Source organism: Xanthomonas euvesicatoria pv. euvesicatoria (genome assembly GCF_020880415.1).
Lineage (GTDB): Bacteria > Pseudomonadota > Gammaproteobacteria > Xanthomonadales > Xanthomonadaceae > Xanthomonas > Xanthomonas euvesicatoria.
In genome coordinates this window covers 108,415-130,459 of record NZ_JAJIUJ010000069.1, presented here as the reverse complement: position 1 = coordinate 130,459, position 22,045 = coordinate 108,415, and the positions used below count along the sequence as shown (strand labels likewise).

Annotated in this window: 19 protein-coding genes and 1 tRNA gene; 16 read left to right on the top strand and 4 right to left on the bottom strand. The window is 63.8% G+C overall.

The features are described 5' to 3' along the window. Positions 1–2 precede the first annotated feature (2 nt). The 11 genes from nuoL to pnp all read left to right on the top strand — a co-directional run bounded on the left by nuoL (position 3) and on the right by pnp (position 14,816). On the top strand, positions 3–2,162 hold the full coding sequence (gene nuoL, locus LN450_RS12025) for an NADH-quinone oxidoreductase subunit L (protein WP_011347936.1): 2,160 nt from the start codon (positions 3–5) through the stop codon (positions 2,160–2,162). 20 nt (positions 2,163–2,182) lie between these two features. Further along, positions 2,183–3,685, top strand: coding sequence for an NADH-quinone oxidoreductase subunit M (locus LN450_RS12020; protein WP_011347935.1), 1,503 nt, complete (start codon positions 2,183–2,185; stop codon positions 3,683–3,685). A 36-nt stretch (positions 3,686–3,721) separates the two neighbouring features. Further along, positions 3,722–5,182 (top strand): NADH-quinone oxidoreductase subunit NuoN, encoded by a 1,461-nt coding sequence (gene nuoN, locus LN450_RS12015; protein WP_003485567.1) that lies wholly within the window; start codon positions 3,722–3,724, stop codon positions 5,180–5,182. Between the two features lie 200 nt (positions 5,183–5,382). Continuing rightward, positions 5,383–5,459 (top strand) — tRNA-Met (locus LN450_RS12010). A gap of 197 nt (positions 5,460–5,656) precedes the next feature. Then, a complete protein-coding gene (gene rimP, locus LN450_RS12005) occupies positions 5,657–6,247 on the top strand; it encodes a ribosome maturation factor RimP (protein WP_008570977.1) in 591 nt (196 codons plus the stop codon). Between the two features lie 4 nt (positions 6,248–6,251). Further along, the gene (nusA, locus tag LN450_RS12000; RefSeq protein WP_005914268.1) at positions 6,252–7,763 is read left to right on the top strand and encodes a transcription termination factor NusA; all 1,512 of its coding nucleotides are present in this window, start codon (positions 6,252–6,254) and stop codon (positions 7,761–7,763) included. A 95-nt stretch (positions 7,764–7,858) separates the two neighbouring features. Beyond that, complete coding sequence (gene infB, locus LN450_RS11995; protein ID WP_011347934.1) at positions 7,859–10,573, top strand: translation initiation factor IF-2; 2,715 nt, start codon at positions 7,859–7,861, stop codon at positions 10,571–10,573. Between the two features lie 144 nt (positions 10,574–10,717). Next, entirely contained in the window at positions 10,718–11,110 is a 393-nt protein-coding gene (gene rbfA, locus LN450_RS11990) for a 30S ribosome-binding factor RbfA (protein ID WP_005914265.1), read from the top strand. A 79-nt stretch (positions 11,111–11,189) separates the two neighbouring features. Continuing rightward, on the top strand, positions 11,190–12,116 hold the full coding sequence (gene truB, locus LN450_RS11985) for a tRNA pseudouridine(55) synthase TruB (protein WP_011347933.1): 927 nt from the start codon (positions 11,190–11,192) through the stop codon (positions 12,114–12,116). A 156-nt stretch (positions 12,117–12,272) separates the two neighbouring features. After that, entirely contained in the window at positions 12,273–12,533 is a 261-nt protein-coding gene (gene rpsO / locus LN450_RS11980) for a 30S ribosomal protein S15 (RefSeq protein ID WP_003485583.1), read from the top strand. 168 nt (positions 12,534–12,701) lie between these two features. Continuing rightward, entirely contained in the window at positions 12,702–14,816 is a 2,115-nt protein-coding gene (gene pnp / locus LN450_RS11975; RefSeq protein ID WP_008570980.1) for a polyribonucleotide nucleotidyltransferase, read from the top strand. A 411-nt stretch (positions 14,817–15,227) separates the two neighbouring features. On the opposite strand, the gene LN450_RS11970 is transcribed toward pnp, so the two are convergent. The 3 genes from LN450_RS11970 to LN450_RS11960 all read right to left on the bottom strand — a co-directional run bounded on the left by LN450_RS11970 (position 15,228) and on the right by LN450_RS11960 (position 17,496). Then, a complete protein-coding gene (locus LN450_RS11970) occupies positions 15,228–16,280 on the bottom strand; it encodes a DUF2272 domain-containing protein (protein WP_011347932.1) in 1,053 nt (350 codons plus the stop codon). Between the two features lie 62 nt (positions 16,281–16,342). Further along, on the bottom strand, positions 16,343–17,230 hold the full coding sequence (gene nadC / locus LN450_RS11965; RefSeq protein WP_011347931.1) for a carboxylating nicotinate-nucleotide diphosphorylase: 888 nt from the start codon (positions 17,228–17,230) through the stop codon (positions 16,343–16,345). Next, positions 17,227–17,496 (bottom strand): Trm112 family protein, encoded by a 270-nt coding sequence (locus tag LN450_RS11960; protein WP_011347930.1) that lies wholly within the window; start codon positions 17,494–17,496, stop codon positions 17,227–17,229. Before LN450_RS11960 ends, nadC begins: the two co-directional genes overlap by 4 nt. Positions 17,497–17,554: 58 nt before the next feature. Here LN450_RS11960 and purE point away from each other — a divergent pair, with 58 nt between their 5' ends. After that, positions 17,555–18,058: a 5-(carboxyamino)imidazole ribonucleotide mutase gene (gene purE / locus LN450_RS11955; protein WP_008570985.1), complete on the top strand. Its 504-nt coding sequence runs from the start codon at positions 17,555–17,557 to the stop codon at positions 18,056–18,058. Continuing rightward, the gene (locus LN450_RS11950) at positions 18,055–19,200 is read left to right on the top strand and encodes a 5-(carboxyamino)imidazole ribonucleotide synthase (protein ID WP_011347929.1); all 1,146 of its coding nucleotides are present in this window, start codon (positions 18,055–18,057) and stop codon (positions 19,198–19,200) included. The genes purE and LN450_RS11950 overlap by 4 nt, the downstream gene beginning before the upstream one ends. A gap of 140 nt (positions 19,201–19,340) precedes the next feature. On the opposite strand, the gene LN450_RS11945 is transcribed toward LN450_RS11950, so the two are convergent. Next, a complete protein-coding gene (locus tag LN450_RS11945) occupies positions 19,341–19,919 on the bottom strand; it encodes a superoxide dismutase (RefSeq protein ID WP_008570987.1) in 579 nt (192 codons plus the stop codon). 120 nt (positions 19,920–20,039) lie between these two features. Between LN450_RS11945 and grxD the strand changes: the two genes are divergently transcribed. Genes grxD through LN450_RS11930 form a run of 3 tightly spaced genes read left to right on the top strand, consistent with a single transcriptional unit; the run spans position 20,040 to position 21,696 of the window. Then, on the top strand, positions 20,040–20,360 hold the full coding sequence (grxD, locus tag LN450_RS11940; RefSeq protein ID WP_003485599.1) for a Grx4 family monothiol glutaredoxin: 321 nt from the start codon (positions 20,040–20,042) through the stop codon (positions 20,358–20,360). Next, the gene (locus tag LN450_RS11935; RefSeq protein WP_011347928.1) at positions 20,357–21,100 is read left to right on the top strand and encodes an SDR family NAD(P)-dependent oxidoreductase; all 744 of its coding nucleotides are present in this window, start codon (positions 20,357–20,359) and stop codon (positions 21,098–21,100) included. The genes grxD and LN450_RS11935 overlap by 4 nt, the downstream gene beginning before the upstream one ends. Next, complete coding sequence (locus LN450_RS11930; protein ID WP_011347927.1) at positions 21,097–21,696, top strand: YhgN family NAAT transporter; 600 nt, start codon at positions 21,097–21,099, stop codon at positions 21,694–21,696. The genes LN450_RS11935 and LN450_RS11930 overlap by 4 nt, the downstream gene beginning before the upstream one ends. Positions 21,697–22,045 lie beyond the last annotated feature (349 nt).

Sequence of the window (22,045 nt, the reverse complement as noted above, 5' to 3'; positions counted from 1 at the left end):
AGATGGAAATCACTCTCTCCAAGAGTCTGTTGATCGCAGTGGTGCTTGCACCGCTGGTCGGCAGCATCATCGCCGGCCTGTTCGGGCGTCAGGTCGGGCGCAAGGGCGCGCAGTACGTCACCATCCTCGGTGTTGCGGTCAGCTGCGTGCTGTCGTGCCTGACGCTGTATCAGCTGGTGGAGCAGGGCGCCAGCCCGTTCAACCAGAACCTCTACACATTCTTTGATGTCGGCAACTACTCGGCACATGTCGGCTTCATGGTCGACCGCCTGACTGCGATGATGATGGTGGTGGTGACCTTCGTGTCGCTGTTGGTGCACATCTACACCATTGGCTACATGGAAGAGGACCCGGGTTACCAGCGCTTCTTCAGCTACATCTCGTTGTTCACCTTCTCCATGCTCACGCTGGTGATGAGCAACAACTTCCTGCAGCTGTTCTTCGGCTGGGAAGCGGTGGGCCTGGTGTCGTACCTGCTGATCGGTTTCTGGTTCAAGCGCCCGACCGCTGTGTTCGCCAACATGAAGGCGTTCCTGGTCAACCGCGTCGGCGACTTTGGCTTCATCTTCGGTATCGCCGGCGTCCTGTTGTGGTTCGGCTCGTTGGATTACTCCACCGTGTTCGCCAACGCGACCACCATGGCCGGTGCCAAGGTGCAGCTGTTCGCGGGCCACGAATGGAGCGTGATGACGCTGATCTGCATCTGCCTGTTCATCGGTGCGATGGGCAAGTCGGCCCAGGTGCCGTTGCACGTGTGGCTGCCGGACTCGATGGAAGGCCCCACACCGATCTCGGCGCTGATCCACGCCGCAACGATGGTGACCGCCGGCATCTTCATGGTGGCGCGTATGTCGCCGCTGTTCGAGCTGTCGGAAACAGCGCTGAACTTCATCCTGTTCATCGGTGCGACCACGGCCTTCTTCACCGGCCTGATCGGTATCGTGCAGAACGACATCAAGCGCGTGGTGGCGTATTCCACGCTGTCGCAGCTGGGTTACATGACCGTGGCATTGGGCGTGTCGGCCTATTCGGCAGCCGTGTTCCACCTGATGACCCACGCCTTCTTCAAGGCGCTGCTGTTCCTGGCGGCCGGCTCGGTGATCATCGGCATGCACCACGAGCAGGACATGCGCAAGATGGGTGGCCTGCGCAAGTACATGAAGGTGACCTACTGGACCAGCGTGATCGGTACATTGGCCTTGGTTGGTACGCCGTTCTTCTCCGGCTTCTACTCGAAGGACACCATTATCGAGGCGGCCGCGCATCATGCGCATGAGTCGCATGGCTGGATTGCAACCTATGGCTACTGGGCTGTGCTTGGCGGCGTATTGGTGACCAGTTTCTACAGCTTCCGTCTGCTGTTCCTGACCTTCCACGGCAAGGAGCGGTTCCGCGACGCCCATGCGCACGACGCGCATTCGCATCACGACAGCGCGCATACCGATGCCGAAGCGCAGGTTCACTCGCACGATGCGCATGCCCACGACACGCATGGCCACGACGATCACGGACATGGTCACCACGGTGCCCACGAGCCGCATGAATCCAAGTGGGTGGTAACGCTGCCGTTGGTCTTGTTAGCAATCCCCTCGATCGCAATCGGCTTCTTCACGATCGGTCCGATGTTGTTCGGGACCGACTGGCAGGGCCACCATGCAGCACACGCTATGCAGGGCCAGGCAGTTTCGTTCTTCACTGGCATCGTCGATTTCTACGATCCGGCACGCGATACCGTTGGTGCATTGGCCGAAGAGTTCCACGGCCCGGTTGCATTCGCACTGCACGGCATGATGGCCGCTCCGTTCTTCCTGACGGTTGCCGGCCTGTTGTTGGCGGCACTGTTCTATCTCTGGAAGCCTGAGTGGGCAGCTAGCTCACGTAAGAAGCTGTCGTGGCTGGTGTGGATACTTGAGAATAAGTACGGCGCCGACAAGCTCTGGATCAATGGCTTCGCCGGTGGTGGCGTTGTGCTTGGCAAGGCGTCACGTGCAGTCGATACCCATGTGGTCGACGGCGCTGTCGTCAACGGTTCTGCCCGACTGATCGACCTGGCTGCAAATCTGCTGCGTCGCACGCAATCCGGTTTCCTCTATCACTACGCCTTCGCAATGATCATCGGTTTGATCGCCTTGTTGGCGGTACTGATGCATTTCTGGCGTTGACCTGTACGGAATAAGAAAACGTGTCGAACTGGCCTTTACTGTCTATCTTGATCTGGCTGCCGATTATCGGTGGCGCCCTGATCCTTGCGTTGCGCAACGCCGAGACTGCCCGCTGGGCGTCTTTGGCGGTAGCGGTGGCGACCTTTGCGCTGAGTCTGCCGCTGCTGGGCTACGACACTGCCAATGACGCCATGCAGTTCATCGAACTGCATACTTGGATCCCGGCCTACAACATCGGCTACAACCTGGGCGTGGATGGCATCGCGGTCGCGTTGATCGTGCTGACCACGCTGGTGACGGTGCTGGCCCTGATCGGAGCCTGGCGCTCGATCGATAAGCGCGTCAATCAGTACGTCGCTGCCTTCCTGATTCTGGAAGGCGTCACGGTCGGCATCTTCGCCGCCACCGACGCGATGTTGTTCTACGTGTTCTTCGAAGCCATGCTGATCCCGATGTTCCTGATCATCGGCGTCTGGGGCGGCCCGCGGCGCATCTACGCGGCGATGAAGTTCTTCCTCTATACCTTCCTCGGCTCGGTGCTGATGTTGGTGGGCCTGGTGTATCTGTATCTGAAGGGCGGCAGCTTCCAGCTCGCCGACCTGTATGCGCTGCAGCTGACCGCCAAGGAACAGACCTGGATCTTCTTCGCATTCCTGATCGCCTTTGCGGTCAAGGTGCCGATGTTCCCGGTGCACACCTGGTTGCCGGACGCGCACGTCGAGGCGCCGACCGCCGGTTCGGTGATCCTGGCGGCGATTGCGTTGAAGATCGGCGGCTACGGCTTCCTGCGCTTCAACCTGCCGATCGTGCCCGACGCGAGCCATGAGTTCGCCTGGCTGGTCATCACGCTGTCGCTGATTGCGGTGATCTATGTCGGCTTGGTGGCGTTGGTGCAGGACGACATGAAGAAGCTGGTGGCGTATTCGTCCATCGCGCACATGGGTTTCGTCACGCTCGGTACCTTTATCGCCTTCACCCTGGTACGCGAGTACGGCAGCACTGACGCTGCGCGTCTGGGCCTGCAGGGCGCGATGGTGCAGATGATCTCGCACGGTTTCGTGTCCGGCGCGATGTTCTCGTGCATCGGCGTGCTCTACGACCGCATGCATACCCGTCGCATCGCCGATTACGGCGGCGTGGTCAACGTGATGCCCTGGTTCGCCACCTTCTCCATGTTGTTCTTCATGGCGAATGCCGGCCTGCCGGGAACCAGTGGTTTCGTCGGCGAGTTCATGGTCATCCTGGCCAGCTTCCAGAAACATCCGTTGGTTGCCTTCGGCGCCGCCACCACGCTGGTGATCACCGCTGCGTACACGCTGTGGCTGTACAAGCGCGTGTTCTTCGGCGAAGTGGCCAACGCACACGTGGCCGAGCTGAAAGACATCAATGGCCGCGAAGCATTCGTGCTGGGGGTGTTCGCCGCTGGCGTGCTGGCCCTTGGCCTGTACCCGAAGCCGCTGACCGATCTGATGGAACCGTCGATCGCCAAGCTGGCGACCCAGATTGCCGCGACCAAGCTCTGACCGCTTGCCGTACGTTTTGATTTTCAGGATTTAATGATGACCACGCCAACGCTCGCGCCGTTGACCACCGCTGACCTAGCTCCGCTCGTACCGGAGCTGGTGCTGATCGGCGGCGCCTTCGCACTGCTGATGCTCGACCTGTTCGTGAGCCAGCGGAACAAGGTCTGGACCCACCTGTTCTCCGTTGCCGTGCTTGCCGTGGTGCTCGTGTTGCTTGCAACCGGCACGGGCGGGCAGGGCGATATCTTCAATGGCATGTTCGTCCGCGACACGGCAGCCGATGTCATGAAGACCGTGATCGTGCTGGTCAGCGGGTTGAGCCTGGTGTATGGCTGGACCTACCTGCGCGAGCGTAATCTCTACCAGGGCGAAATCCCGGTGCTTGTGTTGTTCGCCACTGCCGGCATGATGCTGCTGGCGTCGGCCGGTAGCCTGTTGATGGTCTATCTGGGCCTGGAGCTGCTGGCGCTGTGCTCTTACGCACTGGTCGCCTCCAACCGCGACAATGGCCTGGCCACCGAAGCGGCGATGAAGTATTTCGTGCTCGGGTCGCTGGCGTCGGGTCTGCTGCTATACGGCATGTCGCTGGTCTACGGCGCCACCGGTACGCTCAGCCTGGCCGGCATCCACGATGCGATCGAAGGCTCGAACGAACGCACGTTGCTGCTGACCGGCACCATCTTCATGATCGCTGGCGTCGCCTTCAAGCTGGGTGCTGCACCCTTCCACATGTGGCTGCCCGACGTGTATCAGGGTGCGCCTGCGCCGATCGCGTTGTTCATCAGCTCGGCGCCCAAGCTTGCGGCGTTCGGTATGGCCTATCGCCTGCTGGAAGTCGGTATGGGTCCGTTGTCGCCGCAGTGGCATCTGCTGATCGGCGGCTTGTCGGCGGTTTCGCTGGTGGTCGGTAACCTGATGGCGATTGCGCAGAGCAACCTCAAGCGCATGCTCGCATACTCGACGGTCTCTCATATCGGTTTCCTGCTGATGGGCGTGGCGGGCGGCGGGGAAGAGGGCTATGCGGCTGCGATGTTCTACGCGGTCAGCTACACCATCATGTCCACCGCTTCGTTCGGCGCCATCATCGCGCTGTCGCGCAACGGGTTCGAAGCGGAAAACATCGACGACTTCAAGGGACTCAACGCGCGCAATCCGTGGATGGCTGGTCTGGTGCTGTGCATCATGGCATCGCTTGCAGGTATCCCGCCGTTCCTCGGTTTCTGGACCAAGCTGGCGGTGCTGGGCGCGGCAGTGAAGGGCGACATGCTGTGGCTGGCGTTGGTCGGTGTGATCTGCGCAGTGATCGGTGCGTACTACTACCTGCGCGTCATCAAGGTCATGTACTTCGACGAGCCGGTAGGCGAGCCGTTGCCGGCCAATAACGATCGCGTGCTCGGCACCGTGCTCGGCGTCAATGCGCTGGCCCTGCTTGCACTTGGTCTGGCCTGGAGTCCGATCATGGTGTGGTGCCAGCGCGCATTCGCCGGCCTCGCCTAAGACCGCTGCGCCAGCGTTAGGTTTTGCGGCGTCGCATCCTGCATGTGGCGTCGCACTGAAATAAAACCGCGCTTACTGTTTCGTTTTTGTTGCATTGCGGGTATTATTCGCCGCGACGTTGAACAGCCGCCACGCTGTCCAACAGATGAAAAACTAGGGCTTGCAATTGCCGCTCAAGTTCTTCATAATTCCGCTTCTGCTGCGGGGTGGAGCAGTCTGGCAGCTCGTCGGGCTCATAACCCGAAGGTCGCAGGTTCAAATCCTGCCCCCGCTACCAAGTTTCGAATTGTTGCTTTATCGCAGTAATTCAGCTTCTTGGATCGTAAGGACGCATGTTCCCGTCTTTACGCCGACCCTGAGAGGTCGGGTTTTTTTCACGCAAGGGGCCCATCGGGCCCCTTGTTTTTTCCGGAACCGGAAAGTTTGCTGCCGGTTGCCGGGGTTCTACTGGCAATCATCTGATCAGGGCAGTCTGTGAGCGAAAAAGCGACCGAAATCGCGAATCTGCTGAGTCCAACGGTTGAGTCCCTGGGCTTGGAACTGCTGGGCGTGGAATATCTTCCCGCTCCAGGCGGCGCCACATTGCGCCTATATATCGACGTGCCGCTGGCCGAACAGCCCGAGCGTGTCATCAATGTCGACGACTGCGAGCGCGTGAGCCGCGAAGTCTCCGCCCAGCTCGACGTCGAAGACCCGATCAGCGGTAACTACACGTTGGAAGTGTCATCGCCGGGTGTGGATCGTCCGCTGTTCACGCTGGAACAGTTCGCGCGCCACACCGGTGAGTCGGCAAAGATCGTCTTGAAGCTGGCGCAGGATGGTCGGCGCCGCTTCCAGGGCGAGATCCTGCGCATCGATGCCGAGGCAGAGGCGGTGGTGTTCGCTGTCGATGGCAAGGACGTGCAGATCGGCTACGACAATATCGACAAAGCGCGCATCGTGCCGGATTGGGTTGCGCTGGGTCTGGCACCGCAGAAACCGAACAAGCCCGGCCCGAAAAAACCCGGGCACGAAAAGAAGAAACCATCCAACGAGTCGGCGGCTGGCAAGCCGCGCGCGGAGTGACGAAATGAGCAAGGAACTTTTGCTGGTAGTGGATGCGGTCGCCAATGAAAAGGGCGTGCCGCGCGAAGTGATCTTCGAAGCGATCGAGGCCGCGCTGGCTTCCGCGGCGAAGAAGCGCTATCCCGACCAGGACGTGCTGGCCCGCGTCACCATCGATCACAAGGACGGTACTTACGAAACCTACCGTCGCTGGGAAGTGGTTGCCGATGACGTGGTGATGGAATCCCCTGACCGCCAGGTGCGTCTGATGGATGCCATCGACGAAGCCGACGGCGTGGAAGTGGGCGATTACATCGAAGAACAGATCGAGAATCCCGACTTCGGCCGTATCGCCGCGCAGGCTGCCAAGCAGGTGATCGTGCAGCGTGTGCGCGAGGCCGAGCGTCAGCAGGTGGTGGATGCGTGGAAGGATCGTGTGGGTGAGTTGATCACCGGCGTGGTCAAGCGCGCGGAGCGCGGCAATATTTTTGTCGATCTTGGCGGCAACGCCGAAGCCTTCATTCCGAAAGACAAGGGCATTCCGCGCGACGTGCTGCGTCCCGGCGACCGCGTGCGCGGTTACCTGGCCGAGGTGCGTTCCGAGCCACGCGGCCCGCAGCTGTTCATCAGCCGTGCCGCACCTGAATTCATGATCGAACTGTTCAAGCTCGAAGTGCCTGAAGTCGGTCAGGGCCTGGTCGAGATCAAGGCTTGCGCACGCGATCCGGGCGACCGCGCCAAGATCGCCGTGATCGCGCACGACGCCCGCACCGATCCCATCGGCGCCTGCATCGGCATGCGCGGTTCGCGCGTGCAGGCGGTGTCCAACGAACTCAATGGCGAGCGCGTGGACATCGTGTTGTGGAACGAGAACCCGGCCAACTTCGTCATCAACGCAATGGCGCCTGCCGAAGTGCAGTCGATCATCGTCGATGAAGACAAGCACTCGATGGACCTGGCCGTGGCAGAAGACCGCCTGGCGCAGGCGATCGGCAAGGGCGGCCAGAACGTGCGTCTGGCCAGCCGCCTGACCGGTTGGCAGCTCAACGTGATGACCGCCGACCAGGTGGCCGCCAAGTCCGAGGCCGAGCAGGCCGCGGCACGCCAGCTGTTCATGGACCGCCTGGAAGTGGACGAGGAAATCTCCGCGATCCTGGTCTCCGAAGGTTTCAACACGGTCGAAGAAATCGCCTACGTGCCGGTCGGCGAGTTGCTGGCGGTAGAGGGCTTCGACGAAGACATCGTTGAAGAACTGCGTGCCCGTGCCCGCGATGCGCTGCTCAACGCCGCGCTGGCCGAGGAAGAAGGCCTGGAAGGAACTCAGCCCACCGAGGACCTGCTGGCGCTGGAGGGGATGGACGAGGAGACGGCTTTTGCGCTGGCCGAGCACGGCGTGCGTACCAGCGAGGACTTGTCCGACCTGGCCGCGGACGAGATCGTCGACTTCGGCATCGAGGGCATGACCCAGGAGCGCGCTGCGGCGCTGATCCTGGCAGCCCGCGCCGAGGAGATCGCCCGTTTGGAGCGCGGCGAATGAGCCGGCAATGAACCGCGCCCTGACCCCATCAGGGCTTAGAATCAGCGTATCCCTTGCTCTGGGCGAGGGGGCGCCAACCAGATCATAGGATCCGAATGTCGCAGCAAACCACCATCCGCAAGCTTGCCGAACTGGTCAATACGCCGGTCGATAAACTGCTGGTTCAACTGGCCGAGGCCGGAATGAAGTTCAGCGGTCCCGACCAGGTCGTGACCAGCACCGAGAAGATGAAACTGCTTGGCTTCCTGCGTCGCACGCATGGCAAGGCGGAAACGTCTGCCGAAGCGGCGAGCGAAGCAGCCAAGAAGATCACGCTCAACCGGCGCAAGCTGCAGGAAGTCACTGTCAACGCCGGCCGCACCAAGACCACGGTCAACGTGGAAGTGCGGCAGAAGCGCACTTACGTGAAGTCCGAGAACGAAGGCAGCGGCCGCGCCGCACCGATGACGCCGGACGAAGAACGCGCCGATATCCTGCGTAAGCTCGAGGAGTCGCGTCAGCGCAACCTTGAGGAGCAGCAGCGCCTGGCCGAAAGCGACCGCGTGCGCGACGAGGCAATTCAGCGCAAGCGCGAGGAAGAGCAGGCCGCCAAGGACCGTGCAGAAGCCGAGCGCAAGGCTGCCGAGGAAGCCGCTGCGGCTGCCAGTGCGCCGGCCCCGGTTGCTGATGCGCCGACGCCGTCCGCCGCGGCGCCAGCTGCGCGTTCGCCTTCTTCGCCGTCGTCCGCACCGCGTGCGGCACGTCCGGCGGGCGCATCTCCGGCCTCGCGTCCGGCAGCGCCGGCACGTGCGGACGACCGCAGCAATGCCGCCAAGCACAAGACGCGCGGTTCGCACGTCATGGTGGCCGGTGTTGAAGATGACGATGCGACCAAGCGCTTTGCCGGGCAGTTGCATCTGTCCGCGGCCGATCGCGCGCGGCGTTCCAATGTGCGCGGCAAGCCGACCGGCCGCCCGGGTTCGTCGTCCTCGCGCCGTGGTAATGACAACGGCCGTGGCGGCAGCCAGGCCAACAGCGGCCCGCACGGGTTCGAGCGTCCCACCGCACCGGTGGTGCGTGAAGTGGCGATCGGCGAGACCATCACCGTGGCAGACCTGGCGCAGAAGCTCGCGCTCAAGGGCGGCGACGTGGTCAAGGCGTTGTTCAAGATGGGCGTCATGGCGACCATCACCCAGAGCATCGATCACGACACCGCCGCACTGGTGACCGAAGAGCTCGGCCATAAAGCCGTGCGTGCCGACAATGCCGACTTCGAGGACGCGCTGCTGGCGCATGCCGAAGATGCGCAGGGCGAGGCCACGTCGCGTCCGCCGGTGGTCACCATCATGGGTCACGTCGATCACGGCAAGACCTCGCTGCTGGACTACATCCGCCGTACCAAGATCGCCTCCGGCGAAGCCGGCGGCATTACCCAGCACATCGGTGCGTACCACGTCGAAACCGGTCGTGGCGTCATCAGCTTCCTGGATACGCCCGGCCATGCCGCGTTTACCTCGATGCGTGCCCGTGGCGCCAAGATCACCGACATCGTGGTGCTGGTCGTTGCCGCCGACGATGGCGTGATGCCGCAGACCAAGGAAGCGGTTGCGCATGCCAAGGCGGCAGGCGTACCGCTGATCGTGGCGGTCAATAAGATCGACAAGACCGGCGCTGATCCGCTGCGGGTCAAGAACGAGCTGCTGGCCGAAAACGTGGTGGCCGAAGAGTTCGGTGGCGATACCCAGTTCATCGAAGTGTCGGCCAAGGTCGGTACCGGCGTGGATACGCTGCTGGACGCGATTTCGCTGCAGGCCGAAGTGCTGGAGCTCAAGGCCGTGGCCGAGGGCCGCGCCAGCGGTACCGTCATCGAATCCTCGCTGGACAAGGGCCGCGGCCCGGTGGCGACGGTGCTGGTGCAGCAGGGTGCGCTGAAGCGTGGCGACTATCTGGTGTGCGGCATCCAGTACGGTCGCGTGCGTGCGTTGTTCGACGAAACCGGCCATCAGCCGGCCTCGGCGGGCCCGTCGATTCCGGTGCAGGTGCTGGGTTTGTCCGGCGTGCCGGAAGCCGGCGACGACTTCGTGGTCGTCGACGACGAGCGCCTGGCCAAGGACGTGGCGCAGCAGCGCGAAACCAAGCGCCGCGAATCGCGTCTGGTGGCCTCGGCGACCAACCGCATGGAAGACATCCTGGCCCAGATGGGCAAGGGCGAAGGCCAGCAGGTACTGAACCTGGTGATCAAGGCCGACGTGCAGGGTTCGGTGGAAGCACTCAAGCAGTCGCTGGTGGCGTTGTCCAACGAGGACATCCGCATCAACGTGATCCACTCCGGCGTGGGCGGCATCACCGAATCCGACGCGAATTCGGCCGCTGCTTCCAAGGCGACGATCATCGGCTTCAACGTGCGTGCGGATGCCTCGGCGCGCAAGATCGTCGAGTCCAACGGCATTGATCTGCGTTACTTCTCGATCATCTATGACGTGATCGATCAGGTGAAGCAGGTAGCCTCCGGTCTGCTCGGCGTGGAAATCCGCGAAGAGATCATCGGTATCGCACAGGTCCGCGATGTGTTCCGTAGCTCGAAGTTCGGCGCGGTTGCAGGCTGCATGGTCATCGAAGGCGTGGTCAAGCGCAGCAAGCCGATCCGCGTGCTCCGCGACAGCGTTGTGGTGTTCGAAGGCGAGCTGGAATCGCTGCGTCGCTTCAAGGAGAACGTCGACGAAGTGCGCAACGGTACCGAATGCGGTATCGGCGTGAAGGCTTACAACGACGTCAAGGCCGGCGACCAGATCGAGTGCTTCGAGCGTATCGAAGTAGCCCGTACGCTGTAACGGCTGCCGGGGCCTACCGGCCCCGGACTCCGTTCGGCGGAGTTGGTCCAATGCAGGTTCTGCAAGGCGAGGGCGGCATGGCCGCCCGCGTTTGTTTTTGGCTTCGGTGCCAACTGGCCCTCCGAATCAACCAGGTCCACGACCATGCCAACCAAATCATTCCATCGCACCGACCGCGTGTCCGCGCAGGTGCGTCGCGACCTCGGCACGATCGTGCACGCGGCCGTGCGCGACCATGGGCTGCCGTCGGTCAGCGTGTCCGACGTCGAAATCAGTCGCGACCTGGCGCATGCCAAGGTCTTTGTCACCGCGCTGCAGCAGGAGCGTTCGGCCGAAGCGGTCAAGGGGCTCAAGGAAATCGCCGGCCAGCTGCGTACCCAGTTGGCGCGCGCGATGAAGCTGCGCCACGTGCCCGAGCTGCACTTCCATTACGACGATTCGGTCGATCGCGGCGAACGCATCGACAATCTGCTGCGTGACCTGGACGACGTTGGCCCCGAGGCCACGTCCAGCGATGAAGATGCCGAACAGCGCTGAGCGCTGTCACGGCCTGCCGCATCTGCCGCGGCCCTGATTCCCGCAGGCGCGCACTGCGCCTGATTCGAGCACCGATCTTTTGAAACCCCGCATCGTCTATCGCCCGTTGCACGGCATCCTGCTGCTGGACAAGCCGGCCGGGCTGAGCTCCAACAATGCACTGCAGGCCGCACGCCGGTTATTGCGTGCAGAGAAGGGCGGCCATACCGGCAGCCTGGATCCGCTGGCTACCGGCCTGTTGCCGCTCTGCTTTGGCGAAGCCACCAAGATCGCCGGACTGCTGCTTGGTTCAGCCAAGGCATACGACGCCGAGATCGTGTTGGGCGTCACCACCGACACCGACGATGCCGACGGCCAGCCGCTGCGCGAGCGTGCGGTGCCGGATCTGAGCGAGGCCGATCTACAGGCGGCGCTGGCGCCTTTCATCGGCCGTATCCAGCAACAAGCGCCCATTTATTCCGCGCTCAAGCAGGGCGGCGAGCCGCTGTACGCCAAGGCGCGACGCGGCGAACGTATCGAAGCGCCGGTGCGCGAGGTGGATGTGCAGGCGATCGATGTGCTGGGCTACAGCGCCCCAGGTCTGCGGCTGCGCGTGACCTGCGGCTCGGGCACGTATATCCGCAGCCTGGCACGTGACCTGGGCGAGGTGCTGGGATGTGGAGCGCACATCGCCTCGTTGCGTCGGCTGTGGGTGGAGCCGTTTCGCGCTCCACAGATGATCACGCTCGAGGCATTGTCGGCGGCGCTGGAGGCGGGCACCGAAGCACGGACGCTATTGCTGCCGATCGAGGCCGGCCTGGCCGGTTTTGCGCGAATCGTGCTCGATCAGACCCATGCGGCGCGTTTTCGCATGGGCCAGCGCCTGCGTGATGCCGCATTTCCGCCGGGGCAAGTCGCTGTATTCGGACCTGACGGAACCCCCTCGGGGCTAGGCCTGGTCGACGCCGACGGGCGCTTGTCGCCGCAGCGATTGTTCAATGGACTGAACGAAATTCCGGCCTGTTAAGATTTTGTCAACTTGTTCCCTGGGCCGGGCGACGTTACAATTTCGCGGCCCCGATCGGGGCACCTCAGCGCCAAGCGCGCTCATCCTAAGCAAACGGCGAGTCCGACGGTGCGTCACGCACGTTCCTGTCGACCACGCATCTATCGAGAAAACATCATGTCCGTCGACACCCAGAAAGTTATTGAAGACAACAAGCGCAGCGCCCAGGACACCGGTTCGCCGGAAGTGCAGGTCGCTCTGCTGACCGCCCGCATCGAGCTGCTGACCGGTCACTTCAAGACCCACAAGAAGGATCACCACAGCCGTCGTGGTCTGCTGCAGATGGTCAATCGTCGCCGCAGCCTGCTCGACTACCTGAAAAAGAAGGACAACGAGCGTTACAAGTCCTTGATCGAGAAGCTCGGCCTGCGCCGCTAATCGAGTCCTACCGCCGCGGCGCAGCGATGCGCCGCGGTTTTGTTTTGGTCAATCGCACTACGTCTTAAGCAATACGCACTCTTGGGCCGGAGCCTCCCGGCCGCCCGTTCTCGGCATGGGTCGACGACGGTCCAACGCAGACAGCAATACCTAAGGGAAAAAACCTCCGTGGCAAAAATCACCAAAACCTTCCAGTACGGCAAGCACACCGTCACTCTTGAGACGGGCGAAATCGCTCGCCAGGCAGGCGGCGCCGTGATCGTCAAGTTCGACGACACCGTACTGCTGGTCACCGCCGTCGCCGCCAAGAGCGCGCGCGAAGGGCAGGACTTCTTTCCTCTGACGGTCGATTATCAGGAGAAGTTCTACGCTGGCGGCCGCATCCCGGGCGGCTTCTTCAAGCGCGAAGGACGCGCGACCGAGAAGGAAACGTTGATCTCGCGCCTGATCGATCGTCCGATCCGTCCGCTGTTCCCGGAGGACTACAAGAACGAAGTGCAGATCATCGCCACCGTGATGTCGATGAACCCGGACATCGACGGCGACATCGCCGCGCTGATCGGCGCCTCGGCTGCCCTGTCGCTGGCCGGCACCCCCTTCAAGGGCCCGATCGGCGCTGCCAAGGTCGGCTACAAGAACGGTGAATACATCCTCAACCCGACCGTGACCGAGCTGAAGGATTCGCAGCTGGAGCTGGTCGTGGCCGGTACCGCCAACGCGGTGCTGATGGTCGAGTCCGAAGCCGAGCTGCTGTCCGAAGAAGTGATGCTGGGCGCAGTGACGTTCGGTCATCGCGAGATGCAGAAGGTCATCAACGTCATCAACGAGCTGACCGTCGAAGCCGGCACCAAGCCGTCCGACTGGGTGGCTCCGGCAAAGAACGAGGGCATGATCGCCGCACTGAAGGAAGCTGTGGGCGATCAGCTCGCGTCGGCATTCCAGGTGCGCGACAAGCTGCAGCGCCGCGATGCGATTTCGGCGATCAAGAAGGACGTGCTGGGCGCACTGGCGCCGCGCGCCACCATCGAAGGCTGGGCTGCCGGCGATCTGGCCAAGGAATTCGGCGAGCTGGAATACCAGACCATGCGTGGTTCGGTGTTGAGCAGCAAGGTGCGTATCGACGGCCGTGCACTGGACACCGTGCGTCCGATCAGCGCCAAGGCTGGCGTGTTGCCGCGGACCCATGGCTCGGCGCTGTTTACCCGCGGCGAGACGCAGGCGATCGTGATCACCACGCTGGGCACCGCGCGCGACGGTCAGGTCATCGACGCAGTGTCGGGCGAGTACAAGGAAAACTTCCTGTTCCATTACAACTTCCCTCCGTACTCGGTGGGCGAGTGCGGCCGTTTCGGTGCGCCGAAGCGCCGCGAAATCGGCCACGGCCGCCTGGCCAAGCGCGGCGTGCTGGCTGTGATGCCGACCCTGGAAGAATTCCCGTACACCATTCGCGTGGTCTCGGAAATCACCGAGTCCAACGGTTCGTCCTCGATGGCATCGGTCTGCGGCAGCTCGCTGGCGCTGATGGATGCCGGCGTGCCGATCAAGGCGCCGGTCGCGGGTATCGCAATGGGTCTGGTCAAGGAAGGCAACGACTTCGTCGTGCTCTCCGACATCCTGGGTGACGAAGATCACCTCGGCGACATGGACTTCAAGGTGGCCGGTACTGCCGAAGGCGTGTCCGCGCTGCAGATGGACATCAAGATCGAAGGCATCACCGAAGAGATCATGAAGCAGGCCTTGCAGCAGGCCAAGGCTGGCCGCCTGCACATTCTGGGCGAGATGGCCCATGCGCTGACCACCCCGCGTCAGGAATTGAGCGACTACGCGCCGCGCCTGCTGACCATCAAGATCCACCCGGACAAGATCCGCGAAGTGATCGGCAAGGGTGGCTCGACCATCCAGGCCATCACCAAGGAAACCGGTACGCAGATCGACATCCAGGACGATGGCACGATCATCATCGCCTCCGTCAATGCCATTGCCGCGCAGGCTGCGAAGTCGCGCATCGAGCAGATCACCTCGGACGTGGAGCCGGGCCGCATCTACGAAGGCAAAGTCGCCAAGATCATGGACTTCGGTGCGTTCGTCACCATCCTGCCGGGCAAGGACGGCCTGGTGCACGTGTCGCAGATTTCCAGCGAGCGTGTGGAGAAGGTCGGCGACAAGTTGAAGGAAGGCGATCTGGTCCGCGTCAAGGTGCTGGAAGTGGACAAGCAGGGCCGCATCCGTCTGTCGATCAAGGCAGTGGAAGAAGGCGAAGGCGTGCAGGCGTCGGCCGAGTAATCGCAGCGTGCTGATGCAGCATGCGTGATGCATGACGAAAGAGCGGGCTTCGGCCCGCTTTTTTGTTGTGCACTTGATCCCTTCTCGCTGCGGGAGAAGGTGCTCCAAAGGGGCGAATGAGGGTACGTGCAAGGCCTCGTGATATTCGGAACGTAAGTGGCTTGCCCGTACCCTCGCCCCAAGCCCTCTCCTGCAGGAGAGGGGCTTGGATTTCTTTTCATCTCTGGAGAAGGGCGCACAGCGCTGGACGGGGGCGTGCAACGCTGAATGGGGTGAAGGCGAGCAAGGGCTTCGCACCGTACCCTCACCTCAAGCCCTCTCCCGCGGGAGAGGGGCTTTGAATCCTTCTTCCATTGGGAGAAGGTGCCCCGCAGGGACCGATGAGGGTACGCCCGGCGTTACTGCTTCGATCTATCCTTGCTGCTCCGTCGGCGCTTGCTGCGTTTGCGGACGCGGCGGCACGACGCGTGGGAAGCCCGGCGGCATCGTTTGTTCTGTGGGTGCGGTGTCGGGTGTCGGCAGCGGCGCAGTGGGTGGCGGCGCAACCATCGCTGCATCAGGACGCAGCTTCAACAGCGCAGCCCAGTCGCGGCGATTGAAGTCGCACAGGTCTTCGTGCGCCGGCGTGCATTCGCTGGCGATGCCCAGGCTGTCTTCGTTCTGGTCCTGGCTGCTGTCCGATTGCGGTGTTGGCAACACCACGCGGCCGGCGCGATCCAGCGGCATCTTGCGCATCATCACCGTGTTGAATACGTTGCCGCCGATCAGATACAGCGTGCGATCGCCGCCGACGTTGGCGGCCACCACCACATCGCAATGCGACTGCCATGGCATCGGTGCGCTGCCGCCCAGCGCGGCCTTCAGGCCGGCATAGCCCAACGCGGTGCTGCGGCCGCGCAGCAGGCACAGCAGATCGCCGGGCGCCGGCTTCTCGACCGCTGGATCGGTGAACCGGTACGGTCCGGTAGTGCCGTCGTTGTAGGCGCTGCGGATGTAATCCAGATGGCGCGCGGAGCGATGAAAACCGCTCAGCCCCGACTGCGTCATCACCCAGGAGATGAAAGCGGCCGACCATGGGTTGTCGATCAGAAATGCGCGGCAGTCGCTGGCGGTGTAGCGCGTACCATCCAGTGCCGCGCAGCTCGATGCGCCGGGGCGTCCGCCCATCGACGCAAGCGTGCCACTGTCGCGCCAGTAGCCTGCAACGCGTTGCCAGGCGACCACGCCGTGATCGGCGAGATAGCCCGATTCGGCTTCTGTGACGCCCAGGCTGGCCAGGCGTCCCTTGGCATCGATAAACGGGCGTTGCCACAACCGATGCTCATTGCAGGCGCTGCGCACGATGGCGATCGCGGCAGGACTCGTTCCGAACCGTGGCGGGATATCGCACACCTCCGCAGCCGCAGCGCTACTTCCGATACCTGCCAGCAAGAAGCAGATCCACGGCCAAGGTTTGACGGTCATTGCAGGTCCTGCACGGAACAATCGCAGCAGGCTGCCAGAGCCGGCTGCGCGCACGCGTGAAATCAGCGCGCTGGCGGTGGGCCGAGTTTGAGCGACAGATCCACTGCCTGCACATGCTTGGTGAGTCCGCCAATCGAGATGCAGTCCACCCCGTCTTCGGCAATTGCGCGAATGCCGGCCAGATCCACGCTGCCGGAGACTTCCAGCGGAATGCGTCGTTCCGGCGGTAGCGCAGCAACGAGACGCACCGCTTCTCGGCGCATGGCCTGGTCGAAGTCGTCGATCAGGATGCGCGTGCAGCCAACCTGCAGTGCTTCGTGCAGTTGCTCCAGCGTTTCCACTTCCACCACCAGCGGCAGCTGCGGTTGCTGCGCGCGTGCGGCATGCACGGCCGCGCTCAGCGAACCGGCGGCGCGGATGTGGTTCTCCTTGAGCATCACCGTGTCGAACAGGCCGATGCGGTGATTGTCGCCACCGCCGCAGCGCACGGCGTATTTCTGCGCGGCGCGCAGGCCCGGCAGCGTCTTGCGCGTGTCCAGGATGCGCGCGCGCGTCCCGGCCACCGCAGTCACATACGCCGCGGTGGTGGTCGCCGTGGCAGACAGTGTCTGCATGAAATTGAGCGAAGTGCGTTCGGCACTGACCAGGCTACGGCTGCGCCCCTGCAACAGCGCGAGCACCGTGCCGGCGCCGACGTGCTGGCCTTCGTGCACGTGCCAGTCGATGCGTACCTGCGGGTCGAGCGCGCGGTGGGTGGCATCGAACCAGGGGCGGCCGGCGATGACCGCGTCCTGCTTGCACAGCAGGTAGGCGCTGTCGGCTTGGTCGGGTAGCAGTGCGGCGGTGACGTCGCCGCTGCCGATGTCTTCGGCCAGGGCACGCGCTACGTCGGCGTCGATCGATTCGGCGGGCGGCGCGGCCGGCACGTTGGTGTGCTGAGACAGGCTCACTTCTCGGGGAAGTCGGCGATTTGTGCGGTGGCGATGGCTTCTTCGGCCAGCAGCACCGGAATGCCGTCGTCGACGCGGAAGATCTGCTTGCGGTCGCGGGTGATCAGCGCTTCACGCAGCGGCTGGGTTTGTGCGGTGCCGTCGGCGCGCTGCAGGGTTCCGCCTGCGATGGCGGCATTGAGTGCTTCCAGGCCCTTGCCGTCGAGCAGCGAAAGCGGCTGGCGGGTGTCGGGCGAGCACAGCAGGTCGAGCAATTTGCGATCCATCGAAGTCTTGTCTTGCGTGGAGATTGGCTAGAATACGTCTTTACCGCAGGGCAGGGCCATGACCTCCAACCACTCCGCGCCGCTGGTCGGCATCGTGATGGGTTCCCGTTCGGATTGGGAGACCATGCAACATGCAGCTCAGAAGCTCGACGCGCTGGGCGTGCCGTACGAAGTCAAGGTGGTCTCGGCGCACCGCACCCCGGACGTCTTGTTCACCTACGCCGAGCAGGCGGGCGCACGCGGACTGCGCGCGATCATTGCCGGCGCCGGCGGCGCGGCGCACCTGCCGGGCATGCTGGCCGCCAAGACCGCAGTGCCGGTGCTCGGCGTGCCGGTGCAGTCCAAGGCGCTGAACGGCATGGATTCGCTGCTGTCGATCGTGCAGATGCCTGCAGGCATTCCGGTGGCCACCTTCGCCATCGGCAATGCGGGCGCGGCCAATGCGGCGTTGTTTGCGGCGGCCATGCTGGCGCCCGAGCAGGCGCAGGTCGGTCAGGCGCTGGCGCAGTTCCGCGCCAAGCAGACCGACGATGTCATGGCCAGCGACGACCCGCGCCAATGAGCACGGTTGGCATTCTCGGTGGCGGCCAGCTGGCGCGCATGCTGGTACTGGCCGGTGCGCCGCTCGGCATACGCTTTGCGGTCTTCGATCCGGCAGTCGATGCCTGCGCAGGCCAGGTGGCACCGCTGCAGGTTGGCGCGTTCGATGACGTGGCGACCCTTGCCGCATTCGCCGGGCAGGTGGACGTGATCACCTTCGATTTCGAAAACGTGCCGGCCGCCAGCGCGCAGCAACTTGCCGCGCAGGTGCCGGTGTTTCCGAGTCCGGCGGCGCTTGCGGTTGCGCAGGACCGGCTCAGCGAAAAAACCTTGTTCCGCGAACTCGGCATTCCGGTGCCCGAGTTTGCCGCGATCGACGACCGCGTCGGCCTGGACGCAGCGCTCGCGCGGATCGGTACGCCCTGCGTGCTGAAGACGCGCCGCTTCGGCTACGACGGCAAGGGCCAGTTCCGGATCAAGACGCTCGCCGATGCCGATGCAGCGTGGGACGCGCTTGGCGCCCAGGCGGCGCACGTCGGGTTGATCGTGGAAGCGTTCGTGCCGTTCCAGCGCGAGGTCAGCGTGGTTGCAGTACGCGGCCGCGATGGCGAATTCCGCGCCTGGCCGTTGACCGAAAACTGGCATGTGGACGGTGTGCTGTCGGCCAGCCTGGCACCGGCGAGCGTGGAGGCGGCCCTTCAAGCCTCGGCCGAATCGCACGCGCGTGCCGTGGCGGAAAAGCTCGACTATGTCGGTGTATTTGCGCTGGAACTGTTCGTGCGCGACGGTGAGTTGCTGGCCAACGAAATGGCGCCGCGCGTGCATAACTCGGGGCACTGGACCATCGAAGGTGCCGAGACCTCGCAATTCGAAAATCATGTGCGGGCCGTCCTTGGCTTGCCACTGGGCAGTACTGCGATGCGCGGCTACGCCTGCATGCTCAACTGGCTGGGCGCGATGCCAGAGGCCAGGGCGTTTCTGGCGGTGCCCGGTGGGCATTGGCACGACTACGGCAAGCAAGCGCGCGATGGACGCAAGGTGGGGCACGCAACGCTGCGCGCGGAGACAGCGCAGGCGCTGGCACTGGCGGTGAGCGATGCCGGCGCGGCGTTGCAGCGCGATGCGCAAGCTCGGCCGGTGGTTGCGCGTTTGAACGAAGGGTGAGGCGCGTAGCGTTTCGGTTGCGATCACGCGCGACGACACCTCCGTTTGCGCGGGCGCGTCGGTGTCGGACGCGGACCCGTTCTGCGATGTGTCAGCAGATGAGCCGGTCCGCATCTGCGGCTGGAAGCTGAGCGGCCAGGTCAGCCCAGCCGGCTTGCGACGAAATCCCAGTTGACCAGCTTCCAGAAAGCCTCCAGATAGCGCGCACGATCCTGCTGGTAGTCCAGGTAATACGCGTGCTCCCAGATATCGCAGGCGAGCAACGGAATGTCTGGCCCGGTGAGCGGGGTGGAGGCATTGGGTGTGGCGACTACTGCCAGCGCGCCGTCCGGGCGCTGCACCAGCCACACCCAGCCCGAGCCGAACGTGCTCAGGGCCACGCGATTGAACTCCTGCTTGAAATGCACGAAGTCGCCGAACGATTTGGCGATGCCGTCGCCCAGCCGCCCAAGCGGCTCCCCGCCAGCGCGCGGACGCAGGCACTGCCAATAGAAATTGTGGTTCCACACCTGCGCGGCCAGATGAAACAACGTGCCCTGCGCCTGCGCGATGATGTCTTCCAGCGTCAGCTCGGCAAACTCGCTGCCTTCCAGGCGTGCGTTGAGCTGTTCGACCTCACTGCGGTGACAGACGCCGTGATGCGCCTCCAGCGTCGCAGACGACAGATGCGGTTCCAGGGCGGCGCGGGAATAGGGCAGTGCAACGTGTTCGATCGGCATGATGGCAGTGGCAGCGAAGGGAGTGCGGCGATAGGTCGCGCTGAAGGCTTACAATGCGCGCCTTTGCGGAAGTTTATCCGACCGGCGGTCGGGCCTGCCGCTCCCAGTCAGGAGAGTCCAATGCCGGTGATGGAACGGATCCAGGCCGAAGTCGAACAACACCCGATCGTGCTGTTCATGAAAGGCACCCCGCAATTTCCGATGTGCGAGTTTTCCAGTCGCGCCGTGCAGGCCCTGGTGGCCGCCGGTGCCGACCAACTGCGTACGGTCAACGTGTTGGAAGAGCCTGAAGTGCGCGCCAATCTGCCGCGCTACTCCAACTGGCCCACGTTTCCGCAGCTGTTCATCCATGGCGAGCTGATCGGCGGCTGCGACATCACGCTGGAACTGTTCGAAGCCGGCGAGCTCAAGCGCATCGTCAGCGAGGCGTACCAGCCGTGAGTTCGGTGCAGGCCCAGCCGCAGTCGGCTGCCTTGTCGGGGCGCGTCGTGCTGATCACCGGCGCCGCCGGTGGCCTCGGCGCCGCCGCGGCGCAGGCATGCGCGGCTGCCGGCGCCACGGTAGTGCTGCTTGGTCGCAAGGTGCGCCCGCTGGAGCGCGTCTACGACGCGGTTGCAGCGCTGGGTGCCGAGCCGCTGTTGTATCCGCTGGATCTGGCCGGCGCCACCCCGGACGACTACGCCGCGCTTGCGCAACGGGTGCAGACCGAGCTTGGTGGCCTGCATGGTCTGCTGCAGTGCGCTGCCGACTTTTCCGGCCTGACGCCAACCGAACTCGTCTCACCCGCTGATTTCGCACGCACCCTGCATGTCAACCTGACCGCGCGCGCCTGGCTGACCCAGGCATGCCTGCCGCTGTTGCGGCAGCAGGACGATGCGGCAGCTGTCTTCGTGGTGGACGACCCCGCGCGCGTGGGTCAGGCCTATTGGGGGGCGTATGGCGCCGCCCAACATGCGCAGCGCGGCTTGATCGCCACCTTGCATCATGAAACCGCCGCCGGCCCGGTCCGCGTCGGCGGCCTGCAGCCCGGCCCGATGCGCACCGCATTGCGCGCACGCGCTTTCACCCATCACGAAGACAACGACGCGGTCGATGCCGCACGTTACGCACCTGCATGCGTCAGCATGCTGTCAGCCGCAGGGGCGACGCATCGCGGTGCGATCTGGAGTCCGCAGGTATGACCATTCTTTCTGCGGCGCTGCTGCTGTTTCTGATTCTCGACCCGCTGGGCAACATTCCAGTGTTCCTCAGCGTGCTCAAGCCGCTGCCGCCCAAGCGCCAGCGTTTCGTGCTTGCGCGTGAACTGCTGATCGCGCTGTGCGTGTTGATGGCGTTCCTGTGGGGCGGCAAGTACGCGCTGGAACTGATGCACTTGCGCCAGGAATCGGTGGCCATTGCCGGCGGCATCGTGCTGTTTGTGATCGGCATCCGCATGATCTTCCCGCGGCCCGAAGGCCTGATGGGCGAAATTCCCGACGGCGAACCCTTCATCGTGCCGCTGGCCATCCCGCTGGTGGCCGGCCCGTCCGGCATGGCCGCGGTGATGCTCATGGGCAGCAACGAGCCCACGCGGCTGTGGGACTGGAGCCTTGCGCTGATGATCGCCTGGATCGGCGCCTCGGCGATCCTGGCCGCCGCGCCGCTGCTGTACAAACTGCTCGGCCACCGCGCCCTGACGGCCATCGAGCGCCTGATGGGCATGCTGCTGGTCGCCATCTCGGTACAGATGTTCCTGGACGGCCTGGGCACGTACTTCAAGCTGCCGGTGTCGATCTAGCGCAGCTCGGGGCGGCTTGGCGATCGCGCCGCGTGTGTGCGTCGACACGCATCGATGGCCCGGGGTTTCAACCCGCACTGGCCGTGGGTTACGTGCGCACGGTCCATGGTGCCGGCAACCAGCGCGCCGTCGCGTCCGGACATCTAGCGGTGCGACGCAATGGGCTCTGGACGATGAAAGGCGGCGCAGCCCTTGGCCGCTGGCGACTGTCTTGAGGTTGATCCGTCACTGACGCATGAGTGCAGGTGGAATGTCATATTCGGTGGGGCGCATCGACAGATGGCAACCCCATGTGCAGCACGCACGCCATGGCCGAATGCAAGCGTTTGGGCGATTTGCCCCAATTTGG